Source organism: Shewanella yunxiaonensis, from assembly GCF_018223345.1.
Classification (GTDB): domain Bacteria; phylum Pseudomonadota; class Gammaproteobacteria; order Enterobacterales; family Shewanellaceae; genus Shewanella; species Shewanella yunxiaonensis.
The window spans coordinates 678,330-695,538 of the sequence record NZ_CP073587.1 but is presented as its reverse complement, the minus strand read 5'-3'; the positions used below and the strand labels follow the sequence as shown (position 1 = coordinate 695,538).

The 17,209-nt window shown below is 49.7% G+C and carries 15 protein-coding genes; 10 read left to right on the top strand and 5 right to left on the bottom strand.

Annotated elements, in window-relative coordinates:
• Positions 1-111: 111 nt before the first annotated feature.
• Together KDN34_RS03275 and hldE are read right to left on the bottom strand one after the other, a co-directional pair.
• Complete coding sequence (locus tag KDN34_RS03275) at positions 112-963, bottom strand: hypothetical protein (RefSeq protein ID WP_212595509.1); 852 nt, start codon at positions 961-963, stop codon at positions 112-114.
• A complete protein-coding gene (gene hldE, locus KDN34_RS03270; RefSeq protein ID WP_212595508.1) occupies positions 963-2,393 on the bottom strand; it encodes a bifunctional D-glycero-beta-D-manno-heptose-7-phosphate kinase/D-glycero-beta-D-manno-heptose 1-phosphate adenylyltransferase HldE in 1,431 nt (476 codons plus the stop codon). The genes KDN34_RS03275 and hldE overlap by 1 nt, the downstream gene beginning before the upstream one ends.
• Before the next feature lie 104 nt (positions 2,394-2,497).
• On the opposite strand from hldE, the gene KDN34_RS03265 reads away from it, so the two are divergent.
• Positions 2,498-3,424 carry an LpxL/LpxP family Kdo(2)-lipid IV(A) lauroyl/palmitoleoyl acyltransferase gene (locus KDN34_RS03265; RefSeq protein WP_212595507.1) on the top strand — a complete coding sequence of 309 codons (927 nt, stop codon included), beginning with the start codon at positions 2,498-2,500 and terminating at the stop codon, positions 3,422-3,424.
• 41 nt (positions 3,425-3,465) lie between these two features.
• On the opposite strand, the gene KDN34_RS03260 is transcribed toward KDN34_RS03265, so the two are convergent.
• Positions 3,466-5,196, bottom strand: coding sequence for a potassium/proton antiporter (locus KDN34_RS03260; protein WP_212595506.1), 1,731 nt, complete (start codon positions 5,194-5,196; stop codon positions 3,466-3,468).
• 455 nt (positions 5,197-5,651) lie between these two features.
• On the opposite strand from KDN34_RS03260, the gene KDN34_RS03255 reads away from it, so the two are divergent.
• Complete coding sequence (locus KDN34_RS03255) at positions 5,652-6,563, top strand: L,D-transpeptidase family protein (RefSeq protein ID WP_212595505.1); 912 nt, start codon at positions 5,652-5,654, stop codon at positions 6,561-6,563.
• 48 nt (positions 6,564-6,611) lie between these two features.
• Here KDN34_RS03255 and KDN34_RS03250 read toward each other — a convergent pair whose 3' ends face one another.
• Together KDN34_RS03250 and glnE are read right to left on the bottom strand one after the other, a co-directional pair.
• Complete coding sequence (locus KDN34_RS03250; protein ID WP_212595504.1) at positions 6,612-7,418, bottom strand: N-acetyl-ornithine deacetylase; 807 nt, start codon at positions 7,416-7,418, stop codon at positions 6,612-6,614.
• A 26-nt stretch (positions 7,419-7,444) separates the two neighbouring features.
• Positions 7,445-10,342, bottom strand: a complete 2,898-nt coding sequence (gene glnE / locus KDN34_RS03245) for a bifunctional [glutamate--ammonia ligase]-adenylyl-L-tyrosine phosphorylase/[glutamate--ammonia-ligase] adenylyltransferase (protein ID WP_212595503.1) — start codon at positions 10,340-10,342, stop codon at positions 7,445-7,447.
• A 221-nt stretch (positions 10,343-10,563) separates the two neighbouring features.
• On the opposite strand from glnE, the gene KDN34_RS03240 reads away from it, so the two are divergent.
• The 8 genes from KDN34_RS03240 (at position 10,564) to KDN34_RS03205 (ending at position 17,198) form a co-directional block, all read left to right on the top strand.
• On the top strand, positions 10,564-11,514 hold the full coding sequence (locus tag KDN34_RS03240; RefSeq protein ID WP_212595502.1) for a hypothetical protein: 951 nt from the start codon (positions 10,564-10,566) through the stop codon (positions 11,512-11,514).
• A gap of 23 nt (positions 11,515-11,537) precedes the next feature.
• Positions 11,538-12,437, top strand: a complete 900-nt coding sequence (locus KDN34_RS03235; RefSeq protein ID WP_212595501.1) for a DUF350 domain-containing protein — start codon at positions 11,538-11,540, stop codon at positions 12,435-12,437.
• Between the two features lie 3 nt (positions 12,438-12,440).
• Positions 12,441-14,153, top strand: coding sequence for a polyamine aminopropyltransferase (locus tag KDN34_RS03230; protein ID WP_228730409.1), 1,713 nt, complete (start codon positions 12,441-12,443; stop codon positions 14,151-14,153).
• Positions 14,154-14,228: 75 nt separating this feature from the next.
• Positions 14,229-14,642, top strand: coding sequence for a YjfI family protein (locus tag KDN34_RS03225; protein WP_212595500.1), 414 nt, complete (start codon positions 14,229-14,231; stop codon positions 14,640-14,642).
• 11 nt (positions 14,643-14,653) lie between these two features.
• Positions 14,654-15,346 (top strand): PspA/IM30 family protein, encoded by a 693-nt coding sequence (locus KDN34_RS03220; RefSeq protein ID WP_212595499.1) that lies wholly within the window; start codon positions 14,654-14,656, stop codon positions 15,344-15,346.
• Between the two features lie 3 nt (positions 15,347-15,349).
• A complete protein-coding gene (locus tag KDN34_RS03215) occupies positions 15,350-16,000 on the top strand; it encodes a hypothetical protein (RefSeq protein ID WP_212595498.1) in 651 nt (216 codons plus the stop codon).
• A 6-nt stretch (positions 16,001-16,006) separates the two neighbouring features.
• On the top strand, positions 16,007-16,336 hold the full coding sequence (locus KDN34_RS03210) for a hypothetical protein (RefSeq protein ID WP_212595497.1): 330 nt from the start codon (positions 16,007-16,009) through the stop codon (positions 16,334-16,336).
• Between the two features lie 73 nt (positions 16,337-16,409).
• The gene (locus tag KDN34_RS03205) at positions 16,410-17,198 is read left to right on the top strand and encodes an ion transporter (protein WP_212595496.1); all 789 of its coding nucleotides are present in this window, start codon (positions 16,410-16,412) and stop codon (positions 17,196-17,198) included.
• Positions 17,199-17,209: the final 11 nt, after the last annotated feature.

The following is a 17,209-nucleotide window of genomic DNA, read 5'->3' as shown; positions in this document are numbered from 1 at the left end:
CTCTGATACTGTCGCCTGTTCAATCGAACCAAAGCTTACCAAAGGATTTTCGCGATGGCTTGCACCAAAACCCACTCATGGAGCGGTTTTTAAGGTTTGTTCAGGGCAGATTCAGATACCTGAACCAATGAACGGTGTCTGAGTCAGCATACGTTGCTGCTGCAACCATTTCTTAGCGGCTGATTCGCCCATCAGTCTGGAAAACGTCGGTCGCAGAATCTGTCCTAAGGCTGGACGACGCCAGAACATATAGCCCGGTAACGGATGCACGCTACCGGAGCCGAACACCCGCTGCAACAGACTGGAAAACTCCGCAACGGCATCATTATCGAAACGGTGAACTTTCGGGAAAAAATCTGCGACAAAATCTTTAAAAGTCGGGAAACTGGCAATCTGTGCGGCACTGTAATCAGTGAGCACAGGTAACAGATATAATGCACTCCAGTGCGATAAGTTGTCGATATCGGTAATCACCCCAAGATTGCGGCGATCATACTGTTGCCAGGCCAACGCCAACGTTCCGGTGCTTTTGGCGCTGCGCCAGGTCATATAGCAGTCAGCCAACCACTCATATTCCAAAGTGGTCAAATTTATCGGCAACACACTTCCCTGTAACCGCTTAATCTCCAGATGCCCCAGCTCATGCCATAACGTCAGCAAGGGCTGCTGCTCCAGCGGCAGTTGGTAAACCTGCCCGTTCCAAAGTGCACTCTGACTAGAGGCAAGTTGTTCAGGAGCCCACAACACAATACCGGCAATAGCAGGGTCATTAACGGGAATGGCCATCGCTGCACGCAGCGCTAATGCATCACTGTAACGAGTTTTATCACTCGGCAATTGCTGACGGACTTTATCTGGCAGGGTTGCCAGACACTGGGTAATAGCCGCTGGCGGACACACCAACGCCTGTTTGGGACCGATATCAGCCCAAAACAGTGTGGCCGTCAGCAAGCTGGCTAACATCAGGGTTTATCCATAATACGCTGGATGATTGCCGTAGTGGAGATGCCATCTTCAAATCCCAGCACTTTAACGCTACCACCGGCAGCGATCACTTCCTTACCACCGGCAATCTCATCCACCCGGTAATCGCCACCTTTAACTAACAGGTCGGGTAATAACCGCGCAATAATACGTTGTGGGGTGTCTTCACTGAATGGAACCACCCAGTCTACGGAAGCTAAACCGGCCAATACGGCCATACGCCGCGCCACATTGTTCACAGGACGACCATCGCCCTTCAAACGACGCACAGAATCGTCATCATTGACCGCTACAATCAAGCGATCACCTAACGCGCGGGCTTCTTTGAGATAAGAAACATGTCCCGCATGCAAGATATCGAAGCAGCCATTAGTCATTACCACTTTTTCGCCTCGCAATCTGGCTTGCTCTAGTGCGTAAGCTAATTGCTCTTCGGAGACGACACCAAACCCGGATTCCCCGTGACTCAACGATAATGCTTCAATCAGTTCAATACGGCTAACCGTTGAGGTGCCCAGTTTACCAACCACCACACCCGCTGCCGTATTGGCTATAGCGCAAGCTTGAGCCAATTCGCTGCCTGCGGCCAGCGCACTCGCTAACGCGGAAATGACGGTATCGCCAGCACCGGTGACATCATAGACTTCACGGGCCACCGTCGGGATGTGCAATTCATCGCCAGCGCTGGTAATCAGAGTCATCCCCTGTTCGGAGCGAGTAATCAGCATGGCATCCAGTTGATGTTCAACAATCAGCTGGCGAGCTTTGCTAACCAATTCGGCATCAGAGGATACCGGTCCGGCAACCGCTTCAAACTCGCTCATATTAGGCGTGATCAACGTCGCGCCATGGTAACGGGAAAAATCACTGCCTTTAGGGTCAACCAATACTTTGATCCCTTTGGCGCGCGCAGTCTGAATAAAGAGCCGCGGGTCACTGATAGCCCCCTTGGCATAATCAGACAAAATGACAACATCACAGTTATCCAGCTGTGGCTCAGCATTCGCCATCAGTTGCTGACTCTGCGCCACGCTAAAAGTTTCTTCAAAGTCCAAACGGATCAACTGTTGGTTACGACTGAGCACGCGTAACTTGGTAATGGTCGGTTTGTCTTCAACTTGCAACCAACCTGGGACCACGCCTTGTGCCTTAAGCCCCACCGACAGCGCACTCGCCGCTTCATCATTGCCCACTATGCCACAAAGTGTTACCTGCCCGCCCAGCGCCGCAATATTCAGCGCGACGTTGGCGGCACCACCGGGGCGGTCCTCTAACTGGCTAATCTTCACCACAGGCACCGGCGCTTCCGGTGAAATACGGCCAGTGGGGCCGGTCCAGTACCGGTCTAACATCACGTCGCCCACGACCAATACTCGGGCTTTTTCAAAAGGCGGCAGTGTCACTTTCATCTGCAACTTATCCAGTCTTGGCAAAATAAAGCTGATTGTACCTAATTTTCCGAAGAATTTGCGTTAGAATAGCCGCTAATTTTTTCGTAACACTTGGGAATACCGTGGTAGAAAAGGCGCAGTTTTCGGCTCATTTATTACATCCCAGATACTGGCTGCTGTGGCTAGGTATCGGCTTGGCCAAACTCACGACCATGTTGCCACTTAAATGGCAGATGCAGTTAGGGGCGGCCTTGGGGCGGTTGGCGATGACACTTGCGGGGAGTCGGGTCAAGATCGCCCGACGTAACTTGGCACTCTGTTTTCCTGAGCAAACTGCAGAGCAACGGCAACATCTGCTGCTCCGTAACTTTGAAGAAACTGGCAAAGCGATTTTCGACACGATTAATGCCTGGTGGTGGAGTGATGCGCGTATCCAGCGGCACATGCAGATCAAAGGGCAAGAGTATGTGCAGCAGACGCTTGATGCCGGTCATGGCGTAATTCTGTTTGCAGTGCATTGCTTACCATTAGAAATGGGCGCTCGTATTTTCGGTCAGTTTCATCCCGGGGTGGGTGTATATCGCCCCCATAATAACCCATTAATGGAATATCTTCAGGTACGCGGCCGGCTGCGTTCCAACAAGGCGTTGATCCCTAAACGCGATCTAAGACAAATGGTGCGTTGCCTGCGCAATCCCGACGTGATCTGGTACACCGCCGACCAAGATTTTGGCCGCTCCAGTGCCGTATTCATTCCATTTTTTGCAGTTAAGGAAGCCGCCACCATCACCGGCGGCACGACGCTGGCAAAATTGGGCAAAGCCAAGGTCTTACCTTTCTTCGTGGAGCGTAATGCCGATGACAGTGGCTACACTATTGAAATTGAAGCACCGTTAGAAAACTTTCCGGGTGAAAACGAGTTAGCCGATGCTATTCGTGGCAATCACATTATCGAAAGACTGATTAGTCGTAATATCCCGCAGTACATGTGGTTACACCGACGCTTTAAAACTCGGCCGCAACAAACCGATCCATCGCTCTACCAATGAAACTGAGTTCATTAAACCTACGGGGCTGACGCCCCGTGGATTCATAACTCTTGCGTCGGTAGACGGATCCCCATGCGAACAACTTGGCCATCCTGAACATCTGCCACAATCCAGCCGACTCCCTGCCAAGTAAACTGATCGCCCACCACCGGGGAACTGCCCAACTGTTCCTGTACTAACTCATTAATCGTCAGGCTCAAGTGTGTTTCATCCAACGTGAACCCATAAATCGGCGCCATATCTGCCAGTTTTACATCCATGGCAATAAAGAAGTCGCCGAAAAAACGCGGCAAATCTTTTTTCTGAGGCGCCTCACTGAACAGTTGGCTCAAAGGCCCGAGATCCTTCTCTTGCGCTAACACACAAAGGATATCGTCAGCTTCTAACCGGGTACTCCCTGACGGATGCATCAGTTCATGATCTCTGAATACCGCCGCAATGCGAGTACCATTTGGCATGGATAAATGCCGTAGTGGCTCGCCGACACACCATTTACTGGCTTTTAGGCGATACACAAAAATCTCCCACTCGCTAGTTGGGTATATCTCTATCCCCGCACGAGACACCGGCTCTGGCTTAGGTGGTAACTCAATTTTCGCCAGCCGGGCAGCTGACGTTAATGTACTGCCTTGTAAAAGCAACGAAACCAACACCACAAAAAATGCCAGATTAAAATACAACTGGGCGTTAGGTAGGCCGGCCATCATCGGAAATACCGCCAGAATAATCGGCACGGCACCCCGAAGTCCCACCCATGAAATGAAATGTAATTCACGCGCTTGGAAGCTGCGAAACGGCCAAAGGCTTATCCACACCGCGATGGGACGAGCAATAAAAATCATGCCAAAAGCCAACAACAGTCCCGGCAGCCAGATATCCGTCAGTTCCGAAGGTGTCAGCAACAATCCCAGCACCAGGAACATACCAATCTGCGCCAGCCAGGTCATGCCGTCCAGCACGTTGAGAATGGCATGTTTGCCACGGGTGGCTCGGTTTCCCAAAAACAATCCGACCAGATAGATAGACAGGATGCCACTGCCACCGAGCGCATTGGAGATAGCGTAGACAATCAGACCACCGCTGAGCACCAGAATGGAATATAAGCCATCAGCAAGCTGAGTACGATTAACCGTGCGCCAGATTAACCAGCCCCCCACCAGCCCAAAGAGTCCCCCGAAACCGAACTGTTTGATAAAACTGAGTGCTAGAAAACTTGCCGAGATCCCCTCATGGCTAGCGCTACCGAGCACCGCAATCAGGGTAACCGTCAGAAACACCGCCATGGGATCGTTACTACCGGATTCAATTTCCAAAGTAGCGCCCACACGTTCATTAATACTGCGACCTTTGAGCAGACTAAATACTGCGGCGGCGTCGGTAGACCCAACAATTGCCCCTAGTAATAGCCCTTGCAATGGTTGTAAATGAAATAACCAGGCAGCCAGCATGCCGGTAAGGCCGGTGGTGATCACTACCCCAACGGTTGCCAACGATAACGCAGGCCACAGCGCTACGCGGAAACTAGCGACACGTGTTCGCATACCACCATCGAGTAAAATGACTGCCAGTGCGAGGTTACTGATTAAATAGGCGGTTGAATAATCGTCAAAAACAATCCCACCAGGGCCGTCTTCTCCGGCCAGAATGCCAACCGCCAAGAACACCACCAGGATAGGGATACCCAAGCGTGAAGATACCGGACTAATCAACACACTGATTGCCGTCAGTAATGCGCCAATCAGAAAAAGACTATTGATCGTGTGTGCGTCCAAAACTACCTCCTTTTATCCGCCGGGTTGTTGCTTTATATCTTGATAAAAGTCACTCCTAATGACATTTTCTGCGTAATTATCATGACCCTAGTCACTGTAACATAATCACATGATAACTTTCAGTTATTAAAAATATTTTTGTTATTAATTTTAAATTCTTATAATGCTATTGACCCCATATAGCTAAAGTTAATTTCGATTTTTAACAGTTTGATAAAATTTTTAGTGATAGGCATACATTAAATGCCATTAATGCATATATTGAAGTTCCAATCGGCATCATCTGACACCCGCAATCAGCAAAACAAAGAATATCTGCTGGCAGCTCTATAGTTTCTGAGCAAATTTCACTAAAATGCCTCTCCCGGTTGAAATTCTTCGACAATTAGGGAAGGATGCCTGCTCCGGGTTAAAAAAGCAGTATTCAAATTCAGCAGGTAAAAACCAAAATTCCTATGCGTAATCTGTTCTATACCGCCCTGTCCTTGGGCCTGATGATATGTAGTGTCAATGCCAGTGCCATTGAATACTCTTTACCCACTAATGGTAGTCGGTTGATTGGTCACAATGAGTACTATGTGGTACCAGAGAAAAAGCTGACACTTGAAGGCATCGCTGCCGAATACCAGTTGGGGCTGACCAACATGCTGGAAGCCAATGCAGGGGTTGATCCTTTTCTGCCCCAGCCACGCAGCACGCTGTTAATTCCCCATAAACTGATCCTGCCAGATGCGCCGATGGAAGGGATCGTGATCAACGTGGCGGAAATGCGCTTGTATTACTATCACAAAGAGCGCAATAGCGTAGAAGTATTGCCTATCGGTATTGGTCAGTTAGGTAAAGATACGCCGGAAAATTGGGTGACTAAAGTCCAGCGTAAAAAAGCCGGACCTACCTGGACTCCGACTGCGGCGATGCGCAAAGAGTATGCAGCCAAAGGTGAAACCCTGCCGCCAGTTTGGCCAGCCGGTGCTGACAATCCGATGGGACTTTACGCGCTGTATGTGGGACGTTTGTATGCCATTCACGGCACCAACGCCAGTTTTGGTATTGGTTTACGAGTCAGCCATGGCTGCGTACGTTTGCGTAATAACGACATCGAACATTTGTTCAAAACTGTTCCGGTCGGTACCCGAGTACAGTTCGTCAATCAACCGATAAAGACTGCGCTGGAGCCGGATGGCAGTCGCTGGGTCGAGGTGCATAACCCACTATCACGCACCGAAGCAGAATTTAATTCTGCCGAGCCGACAGTGTTGCAACTTACTCCCAAAATCAGCCGGTTCATTGCACAGCGCGATACCAACTCTCTGGTATTAAAACGTGTGTTAGATGACCGCAGTGGTGTACCCACTCGCATCAACTGATGCATAAAATGCCTTTGAACTAAACGCCCACTGCTTTGTGGGCGTTTTTTAGTTATGGGAGCCAGCGATAAATTGTTGCATGACCGCACTGTTGGCTAATATTCGGCGATCAAAATTCGCTTTAGCTGGCGTTTCACTGCACGCCCCCGCTTTAGCGCCACTGCGTACCAGCCAGGCTTCAAAAGAACTGTCAAAATGGTTGAAGATAATGCCGTTTTCAACGGGGCAATCGTCGATAACTGCCGCCTCTGTTACTGGGAAATACTGCGTCAGTGCAGCTAATAACCCCTGACTAAACGCGCCGGGTTGCTTACTGGGCTCAAAGGCATAAAGGTAGGTTTGCTGTGATAAGATGTCTTCATGACAGGTAAGAATGCCATCACGACTGGCCGCCAACAACAATTGCGCATGAGCCAGCAGCAATTTGCCTTCTAAGGACGGTGTCGCACCATCACCAACCGATAAATAACCACGGTTAGGGTTTTCACCAAAGCGATTGAAACGATGTCCTTTGCTGAATCCAGTCGGATTTGCTAAAGGCAACAAGGTCAGATTTACCTGAGTAAAAATCGTGTCCGTTAGCTCAGACATGAAATGCAACATGCCCCATGGACCCGCCGCTTCCTCACCGTGAAATCCGCTACTGATCAACACTGAAGGCAAGCCAGCATTGGCCGCAGGTGACTGCCATAGCTGCAGTGGCCAGCCATCAATATGCCCGATAACCCGAGGCTTGAGTTGTAGTCGTGCGGTTTCTTGCAGCAGCTGACGCTCAAACTGTTCTATATCATTGCTGTAACAATCAAAAATTTCTGAGTGCCAGCGAAATGTTTGATAAGGGGTGCGACTATTCATGACTTTCCTTGGCTTTCAGTTTTCCATCAATGAGTCACTGGTGGAGTTTGATCATGGCAGACATCACCAGGTAGCAATACCTGTTCAAAAATTTCGTACACCTGCTGCGTCTGCTGCGCAACCTCAACCAGAGGCAACAAACCGGGTTTGCCGGCCAGCGTGAGTCGATGATTATCATCGCGCAACTCACAATACACCTGAGTCAGTAACTGTGCCGTCATGGTTGGCAGCAATTCCAGATCAGCCAATACTTCAAATATTCGAACATTATCCGACCACACGCAAAGTTCTGGATAAGCGTGCGCATTGGCCAGCACCAGATATTGGGCAATGAATTCAATATCGGTGATCCCCCCCCGGCTCTGCTTCAAATCAAACATATCGGCAGGGGCTTTCAATAAATGATCACGCATCTTCTGTCGCATATTTCTGACATCGTTACATAGCTGTTGCTGGTCTCGTGGCAACTGCAACACCTGACTGCGAATATCAGCAAAGCGTTGCGCTAAACTGTTATCGCCGTAGATAAACCGCGCGCGCACCAATGCCTGATGTTCCCAGGTCCAGGCCTCATTAAACTGATAATCAGCAAACGCCTCGATACTGCTGACCAGCAATCCAGATGAACCTGAGGGACGTAGCCGCAAATCAACTTCATACAAGGTGCCAGACATTGTGCGGGTGGTGAACAGATGCTGGATCCGCTGCGCCAATTTGACATAAAAGTGGCTCACATCCAGCGGCCTTTCGCCATCGGTCATACCGCTGTTGTCACCGTCATGTAGAAATACTAAATCCAGATCCGAGCCATAGCCCAGTTCAATACCGCCGAGTTTGCCGTAACCGACTACCGCAAATGAGGTTTGACCGGCCTCTAAACCTATAGGCTTACCATGACGTTCTGTGATTTGGCGCCAGGCTTGTTGTATCACCTGTTCAATAATGGCTTCCGCGAGAAACGTCAGATGGTCACTGACCTCCATCACCGGCAAGACCCCGGTAACATCGGCAGCCGCTATTTTTAATTGTTGTGACAACTTGAACTGCCGCAACGCCTCCATCTGTTGTTCCAGATCATCTTCGGGAATGCGCAACAAGTACTGCCGCAGTTCACTGGCGTAGTCATCGAGTGATGTGGTGTTGTAAAGCTGCGAAGGATCAATTAACTCATCTAGCAACATCGGGAAATGCGCTATTTCAGAGGCAATCCAAGGACTGGCCAAACATAAGCTTATCAGTTGCTGTCTGGCACCCGGGTTTTCGTAAAGCAACTCCAGATAAGTCGTGCGCGTCAGGATCTGTTCCAACACCCCTAACACGGGCTTAAGCGCGTGTGACGGTAACGGCTGTAAACCAATCTCTTCCAGCAATTTTGGCATCAACTTATCAAGGGTTTCCCGACCGCGCGGACCGATAGTGCGGTGACTGATAGTGTCACACCAGGCGCGCAGCAACGGCGCAAACTCATTATCCTCAATGCCATGTTCCGCTAACATCGACTGTGCCAGCTCTGGTGTCTGACAACCCCACAACTGTACCGTCCAGCAATCATTGATAGCATCGGTGCTCTCTTCACCACCAACAGCGGCGCGAAAATGGCGATGCACGCTGCGCATGGCACCCGTGATCACGTCTCGCAGCTGCTTTTCATCTTGCATTTCCAGCGCAAAACATAAGCGCTGCCAGTCAAGCGGATGACTGGGCAGTGTCTGCGTCTGTTGATCCGCTATCGCTTGCATCAGATTTTCTACCCGACGCAGTAAACAGTAATTCTGGCGTAATTCCTCCGCCGACAAGTAGTCGATTTGCCCGAGCTCATAAAGCGTGTTGATCGCAGTAAAGAGGTTTTGAACGCGTAAGTCAGGTTCACGACCACCACGGATCAACTGGAAACTCTGGACCACGAACTCGACTTCGCGAATTCCCCCCGCGCCCAGTTTGATGTTATCTGTTAGTTGCCGCCGTCTCACTTCTTGCGCGATCAGGGCTTTCATGCGCCGCAAAGAGTCAATCGCGGAAAAGTCGATATATCGACGGTAGATAAAGGGACGTAACAGATCGTGTAGCTGGTCAGAAAAGCGGTTCCATGGCCCAAGCGCTCGCGCTTTAATCATCGCGTAGCGCTCCCACTCTCGGCCCTGTTCCTGGTAGTAATCCTCTAACGCACTGTAACTCACCACTAGCGGGCCACTTTCGCCATAAGGACGCAATCGCATATCCACCCGAAATACGAAGCCATCGGTGGTTACCTGCCCCAACAGATTCACTAAGCGTTGTCCCATGCGGATAAAAAACTGCTGGTTATCCAGGGTCCGACGGCCACCTTGCGTTTCGCCATGTTCTGGGAACGTAAAGATCAGATCGATATCAGAGGAAAAATTGAGTTCACGGCCACCGAGCTTTCCCATCCCGAGGATCATCAGTGGTTGCGGATTACCCTTTTTATCACAAGGCGTTCCTAACGTGTTGCACAGGTCTTGATACAGCCAGTCACGTGCACAAATGATCAGGGCTTCCGCCAGTACCGAAAGGTCCAACAGCGAGGATTCCAGTGGAGCCCGGCCCATGAAATCACGCCATGCTAGTCGGGTCATCTGCTTGTTACGGAAGTATCGCAGTACCGCTTTGGCTTGTTCTTCGCTGTTGACGTTCTGCATCAACTGCTGCAACTGCTGGCTGAAAAATTGTCGTTCCGGCTTTGCAAAATCTTCGGCAAAAAACTCTTGGATCCATTCTGGATGATGAGTCAATTGCTCCGCAATGAAATCACTCAGCCCCAGTACCTGCTTCAATTCATGCTGCTGTTCTGGGGTCAATTCCGCCTCTACCTCCGGCGCACGACTGCGCAGATGCTGCAGATGCTTGTCCGAAGTTTGTTCAAGAAGTGGATAAGAAGGCTTTAGATCGCCTGTGGCAGTCCCCATATTGCTCCCAGTACGTCAAAATCAGATCGACATAATATGTCAATAATGTTATAGATAATTCCAAGTATGGCTTGCCCCAAGCAAGCTAAACACAATCTATCCGGTATGGCATTGTTAAACAGTGTTAATACCTTACGGAACAGATTACACCAACTTGATGGTCCGGCCTATGGTCCAGATAAAATCTGGATAACGCCGATCTAACTAAAGATGGAGAAAACATGGCAGGGATACTTACCCGTATTGTCACAGTGCTCATGTTGTTGTCTCTCACCGCTTGTGGAGATGACCGACCCGAACAAATTACCCAGCTACAGCAACTTGACAGTCAACGTCTGCAAAAATTGTCTCAACAACTAGAGGCTGGACAGATACGCAACGCCATGCTGTTAACTCAATATACTCGGATACTCGCATCCGAGCGGCCCGACCTGCAACCCTTGATGACCGAGATGGCCAAGGATGGTGGGAACAGCGGCCCCATGTTCAGTGCACTCAAACAGCGACTACAAGATGCCAGTAACACCGCAAACTTTCCCGGTCTGGATGCGCAACTGCAGGAGCTGAAAAATATCTATCAGGCAACCGATCCGAGTCAGTACAACGATATGCTGTCAGATCAGGTAAATGTGGTTGCCGATATGTCTAACGGTAAATTAGCGCGAGTAAATGCCGTCAGCAAGGAAACCTCTACCGTTGCCAACAATGCGAAAAACTTCGGTCCTGGCAGCCAGTTGGTCGGTAACCCGTCTTATGGCCATTGGGTAAGTGGTTCCAATGGGACCTCTTTTTGGGAATGGTATGGCATGTATGCCATGTTTTCCAACTTGTTCAATCGTCCCATCTACTACGATAACTGGTCTCGCTATCGTGACTACAGTTATTACAACGATGTTGGTCGCTACCGTTATACCTCACCTAAACAAGCCACGACTCAGGACCAGCTCTATCAACGCACTAAAAAAAGCTTTGATTCACAAGGGAAACGTTTTGATAGTCCCTATGCCAAATCACGTACTGGCTCAACAGCGCTATCGCGGCAGAGTATCAGCACGCCAACAAGCAATAGTAGTTTTGGCAGCGGCAGTAAGTTTCGTTCCAATTATGCCAAAGACAGTAGTTTCCGTAATTCAGGTTTTCGCACCAGCCGAGGCATCAGTCGCGGTAAGTAAACAGCAACAGTAAAGGAATTAAGATGACACTCTTTCAGGAATTCGGTATCACTTCGCAATTGGCGGGTATACTCGCCATCGATCTTGGGATAGCGGTGATTCTGCTGGCACTGATGCGCTATATGCAGGGCTGGAGCGTAAAGGTCAACAGTAACGAAGAATTGGCGGTACGTGATAACTTTGCCTTCGGCATCAGCACAGCCGGAGCCGTAGCGGCACTCGGCATCGTTCTGACCGGGGCGATTACCGGTGCCGCAGCGCATACCTATCTGCAAGAAGCGATTGGCATGACTGCCTACGGCCTCTGCGGACTGATTCTGATTAAGCTCGGGCGATTCCTGCACGATAAAGTCGCGCTCAATCAGTTCAATAAAGATGAGTTAGTGCTTAAAGGCAATATCTCCGTCGCGATAGTCGATGCCGCCGCCGCCATCGCAACCGCACTGGTGATTCGCGCAGTGTTGCTGTGGGCAGAAGATCTGACCGTAAATACATTTATTGCTATCTTCAGTGCCTTTGCCGTATCACAGCTAATGCTGGTAGTGCTGACTCGCGGACTGGAAATTGCCTATGCCCGCCGTAATCAAGGTGCCGCTTTGCAGCTGGCATTGATGGAAGGCAACACAGCGCTGGCACTGCGCCATGCAGGTACGATGATTGCGATGGGCCTGAGCTTTAACGCCGCCAGCCACTTTATGGATTATGACCCCACCGCCTACCTCAGCAATTTGTTAGGTTGGCTGTTGTTCTCTGTGATGATGCTATTGGTACTGACTGTGCTAATAAAAATTGTCAAATGGTTGGTGTTAGCAAAAATCGACCTGTCAGAAGAGGTAGAACGACAACGGAACATCGGCTTAGCGTCTGTTGAAATGGCCATCAGTATTGCTGTGGCACTCATTCTGACTGGTTTGATGGCATAAGTCGTGGTAACAGCTACTACGGTAACGCGCAACGGCCTGACTCGGCTGGATGATATGCTGCTGCTGGGGATCATGGGCATTCTTGCTGCCTGTGGTCTCATCTACGAATATCTGCTGTCTCATTACGCCGGGCGCATCCTTGGGGCGTTAGAAGCTGCCATCTACACCATGATCGGTCTGATGATCGTGTCAATGGGGTTCGGAGCCTTTGCCGCCCGTAAAATCAAATCAGCTTTTGACGGCTTTGCCAGGTTAGAACTGAGCGTGGCGCTGCTGGGGTCGTTAGCCATCCTCATCACCGCCGCCGTTATCGGTTTCGGTCATGAACTCCCAAAACTGATTGCTCAAACCATGGAGTTACCGCCGGATCAAATCCCCGATGGCGGTTTTATCGGTAAATTTCAATCCATTGCCGTCTATCTTCCCTATTTATGGGGGGTGCTGCTGGGTTTAATGATCGGTATGGAAATCCCGCTGATTGCCAGGGTACGTCAGGCGTTGAGCGATGAACATCTGCTGCATAATGCCGGCACAATTTATGGTGCGGATTACATTGGCGCAGGCATCGGAGCCGCCATTTGGGTTGCTTTCATGCTGGCACTCGATACCCAATTAGTGGCCGCACTGACAGCAGGGTTTAACCTACTGGCTGGCTTACTGTTTATTCTGCGTTTTCGTGAGCGCATCCGCCATGCCAACTGGCTGCTAGCCGGACACCTGCTGGCAACCGGCTTATTGTTGCTCCTTGCGACCCAAGGGCCAATCTGGGAACAGTCGTTTAACAACCTGCTGTATAAAGACAATGTTATTTACAGCAAGGCGACCCGCTTTCAGCAGTTGAACTTTACCGAACGGTTGATGGGCAATCATCTACCGCCGGTATATTCCATGTATATCAATGGTCGGTTGCAGTTTTCCTCTATTGATGAGCACATTTACCACGCCTATTTGGTACATCCGGTACTGGCAGCCAGTGCCCGTCATGACAAAGTGCTGGTGATTGGTGGCGGTGATGGCTTAGCCCTGCGCCAAATCTACAAATGGCAACCGCATCAGGTGACCTTGTTGGATCTGGATAAAGAGGTGGTGACACTTTTTAAAACCCCACCGGATGACATGCCGAAACGGCTGGCACATGCGTTACTGGCGTTAAATGGCAACGCGTTTAACGACCCGCGGGTAGAGGTCATGTTTAATGATGCCTTTAATGGCGTAGATACCCTGCTACAACAAGGGCAGAAATACGATGCCATTATTGTGGATCTGCCAGATCCGTCCCATCCGGACCTCAACAAGCTGTATTCCGATCTGTTTTATCGCAAGCTGGCACAACTATTAAGCGCCGATGGTGCTATTGGTATTCAGTCCACTTCACCATATCACGCCACCAAAGCGTTTATCTCCATCGGTAAAACGCTGGCGTTAGCCGGCTTCAAAGTCGATCAATATCACCACAATGTGCCAAGCTTTGGCGAATGGGGCTGGACCATAGGCACTCTCAGTGGCAAAGATGCCCGCAGTCGTCTGCAAACCTTACAAAAACTGCCAGTAGATGACGATTGGCTAACGCCTGGACTTATCCGTGCTGCGTTTGAATTTCCGAAAAATTTTTACAGTAAAAATGATCAGGTTAAGGCCAATACCATAGGGTCATTGCAGTTGTATCATTACCATCTGCAAGCATGGAGCGACAGCCAGGGCGTCGCGACTTTTTAAGGTAAGATAATGCTTGACATAATATGTCTCGGTGTTATCTTTATTCACGGACATAATATGTCAGCGAGGACAATAATGAATATTCACACTATTGCCAACCACCTCAATGGACTTGGCGACAACAGCTCAACCGGGCAACGGTTCGATTGTTACCCCATTGATGGGGATGTGGAAGTTTTACAAGTCAACGTGGTAGGCCGTGAAGAGATCCCGATTTTCGTGTCCGCAACCGAGAATCAAATCCTGTGCATCAGCTACCTCTGGGGTGAAGACGAAGTGGTGCAGGAAAGCCGCACTGAGATGTTCGAAACCATGCTGGGGCTGAACATTCCGATGCCGCTGTCATCCTTCGCCAAGATTGATGACAAATATGTATTGTTTGGTGCTCTGTCGCTGGATTCCAGCATGCTGGAGATTGAGCAAGAGCTGTCGGTACTATCAGACAACTGTCTGGAAGTGATCGACGAAATGGCCGACTATTTGAAATAAGGAGCCAACTTATGGGTATTCTGAATAAAATTCTGACAGCCTTCCGTGGCGGTGCCACCGAAATCGGCCAAAACATTGTAGATGCGAACGCCACTCGAATCTTCGAACAGGAGATCCGTGATGCCGAGAAGCATTTAACCAAAGCCAAGCGCGAATTGACCGACGTGATGGCAAAAGAGATGCAGGCTGCACGCGAAGTCGAACGTCTGAAGCGCACCATTGCCGAGCATGAAGGTTATGCCACGCAAGCCTTGGAAAAAAACAATGAAACACTGGCGTTAGAAGTGGCGCAGAAGATTGCCGAACTGGAACAGCAGTTAGAAGAACAGCAGACAGCCAATGCCAGCTTCAGTGATCATGCCGCACGTCTGAAGGATCTGGTGAAGAAAACCGAACGACAGCTCGCAGATTATCAACGCCAGTTGTCAATGGTAAAAACCACTGAAAGCGTACAGAAGGCAACCGCCTCTATTACCGATTCCTTTGCGTCCAGCAACTCTAAGTTGCTGAATGCCAAAGACTCGCTGGAACGTATTAAAGCGCGGCAGCAACAGTTTGACGACAGATTGAAAGCGGCAGAAGAACTGGAAACTGACAACAGCGACAAATCGCTAAAAGCCAAACTGGCCGAAGCGGGTATTGGCGAGCAGAAAACCTCTGCGAACGATGTGCTGGAACGTCTGAAAGCCAAGAAAGGTTCATAATTTATGAGCTTGTTCGGTAAGTTATTCGGCAAAGATGCTCCGGTTACCCGTCAGCTCACGCAGCCAATGGATCTGCGCGTAGGTGATATGGTGACGCTGGACGATAGCTTTGCCCTGCCCCCGCAATTGCGAGGGCAGCAGTTCAGAGTAGAAGCGGTAAACACCTACGAGTATGAACATAGCCAGGAACCCGAGTTTGTGCTGAAAGGCAACTCGGGTGACGCTGTTTATATGGGGCTGGAGCAGGATGACGAAACCTGGCTGGCATTTTCCATTAAATTGCATCGCTCGCAAGTAGAAGCGCTGTTTGATCTGGACGCTTTTGCTGAAATCTTCGAAGAACCCGGTAAAGCCACACTCAACACTATGCCGCTCACCGCTGCCACAGAACCCTATGCACAGTGGCTGGCAGATGCATATCATCAAGTTGCCTTTGCGCAATTTGGATATTTTCATCGACAGGATTATCGTCATGGTAAACCGTCGCAATTTATGGAAAATAACCCAGGTGAAGCATTTGAAGCCTACGAGTTACTGGATGGCGATGAAAGCCGGGCTATCGATATCGAAGTCTACCAAGATGGAGATACCGATGTGTTGTTGACCCTTTATCGCCCATTATCCGATATTCGAGAGTATTGGCCAGGAGATTAGTGCCAGATGAGTAAAGACCACCCGTTTCCAGAAAAATGGCTGCAAAACCAAAAAGCTGCCAAAGCAACTCAGGTAGCATTTGACCTAGATGAGCGCTTTCAGTACTCCATCCGCAAAGCCGCACTGGATACGGGCGTAAGCCCATCTGATCAAATCCGCATGATCCTCGGATTAGCCGTAGCAAAGAGGCCGAAACGGCCACGCTTGACCGTTTCGCTGAGCACAGAGGATTACGTTCAGTTGGCGGAAAAATATGGTCTGCCAGCGGAAGCCCAGTTAGAAATCAAAAGACGGGTACTGGAAGATCTGGTTAACTTCGTCGACGACAACGCATAAACCATAGATTTACAGGGCGCGGTAGTTTTTTTACCCTGTGGTTACCGCAAGGACTTCCCCTCAGGGATTTACCATGAAATTGAAAGGACGCTGGGCTAACAACATGCAGTTGTCACCGTTTGAACTGGTGATGATGTTGCTATCGCTGTTTTCAGTGGTACTCATCTTGTGCATGGTGTTACTGCCCATGGACAAGGAAACCCGCAAACTGTTGTTCTTCCTTGATACCAGCATCTGTTGCATCTTCCTGATTAATTTCTTCGTTGGCCTGATAAAAGCCGACAACAAACCCCTCTTTTTAAAAGAACACTGGATTGATTTTGTTGCCAGTATTCCGGCGATCGAACCGCTGCGATTTGCCCGGTTATTTCAGATTTTACGCGTTATTCGTCTGCTACGGATGAGCCGCTCTATTTTGGGCTCATTGTTGAAACAACGGCGTCAGACCACGCTGGCAAGTCTGTTGTTGGCGATGGTCACTATCGTGGCGTTTTCCTCGGTACTGGTACTATTAGTAGAAAATGGTGAACCCGGTTCGAATATTAAAACCGCAGAAGATGCCATCTGGTGGTCGCTGGTCACCATCTCTACCGTGGGATATGGTGATTTTTACCCGGTAACGACTGTGGGCCATATTATTGGTGGATTGGTGATCCTCTGCGGCGTGAGCTTTTTCGGGGTAATTTCCGGTTATATGGCGTCACTTTTTGTCGCGCCGGATGAGCAGGAAAACCTTGAAACACAGCGGCAGCAATTTAAACAGCAGATGGATGATATGCTGCTTCGCATAGAACAAAATCAGCAGCAGATGTTGCAAGAAATTACTGAGCTTAAACAACAACTCGACCAACAACATAAATAAGGCGGCACATA

Bases quoted from the DNA above. Each gene is read 5' to 3' on its own strand.
- KDN34_RS03275 (WP_212595509.1), bottom strand. From the start codon at position 963: ATGTTAGCCAGCTTGCTGACGGCCACACTGTTTTGGGCTGATATCGGT.
- hldE (WP_212595508.1), bottom strand. From the start codon at position 2,393: ATGAAAGTGACACTGCCGCCTTTTGAAAAAGCCCGAGTATTGGTCGTG.
- KDN34_RS03255 (WP_212595505.1), top strand. From the start codon at position 5,652: ATGCGTAATCTGTTCTATACCGCCCTGTCCTTGGGCCTGATGATATGT.
- KDN34_RS03250 (WP_212595504.1), bottom strand. From the start codon at position 7,418: ATGAATAGTCGCACCCCTTATCAAACATTTCGCTGGCACTCAGAAATT.
- glnE (WP_212595503.1), bottom strand. From the start codon at position 10,342: ATGGGGACTGCCACAGGCGATCTAAAGCCTTCTTATCCACTTCTTGAA.
- KDN34_RS03240 (WP_212595502.1), top strand. From the start codon at position 10,564: ATGGCAGGGATACTTACCCGTATTGTCACAGTGCTCATGTTGTTGTCT.
- KDN34_RS03235 (WP_212595501.1), top strand. From the start codon at position 11,538: ATGACACTCTTTCAGGAATTCGGTATCACTTCGCAATTGGCGGGTATA.
- KDN34_RS03225 (WP_212595500.1), top strand. From the start codon at position 14,229: ATGAATATTCACACTATTGCCAACCACCTCAATGGACTTGGCGACAAC.
- KDN34_RS03220 (WP_212595499.1), top strand. From the start codon at position 14,654: ATGGGTATTCTGAATAAAATTCTGACAGCCTTCCGTGGCGGTGCCACC.
- KDN34_RS03215 (WP_212595498.1), top strand. From the start codon at position 15,350: ATGAGCTTGTTCGGTAAGTTATTCGGCAAAGATGCTCCGGTTACCCGT.
- KDN34_RS03210 (WP_212595497.1), top strand. From the start codon at position 16,007: ATGAGTAAAGACCACCCGTTTCCAGAAAAATGGCTGCAAAACCAAAAA.
- KDN34_RS03205 (WP_212595496.1), top strand. From the start codon at position 16,410: ATGAAATTGAAAGGACGCTGGGCTAACAACATGCAGTTGTCACCGTTT.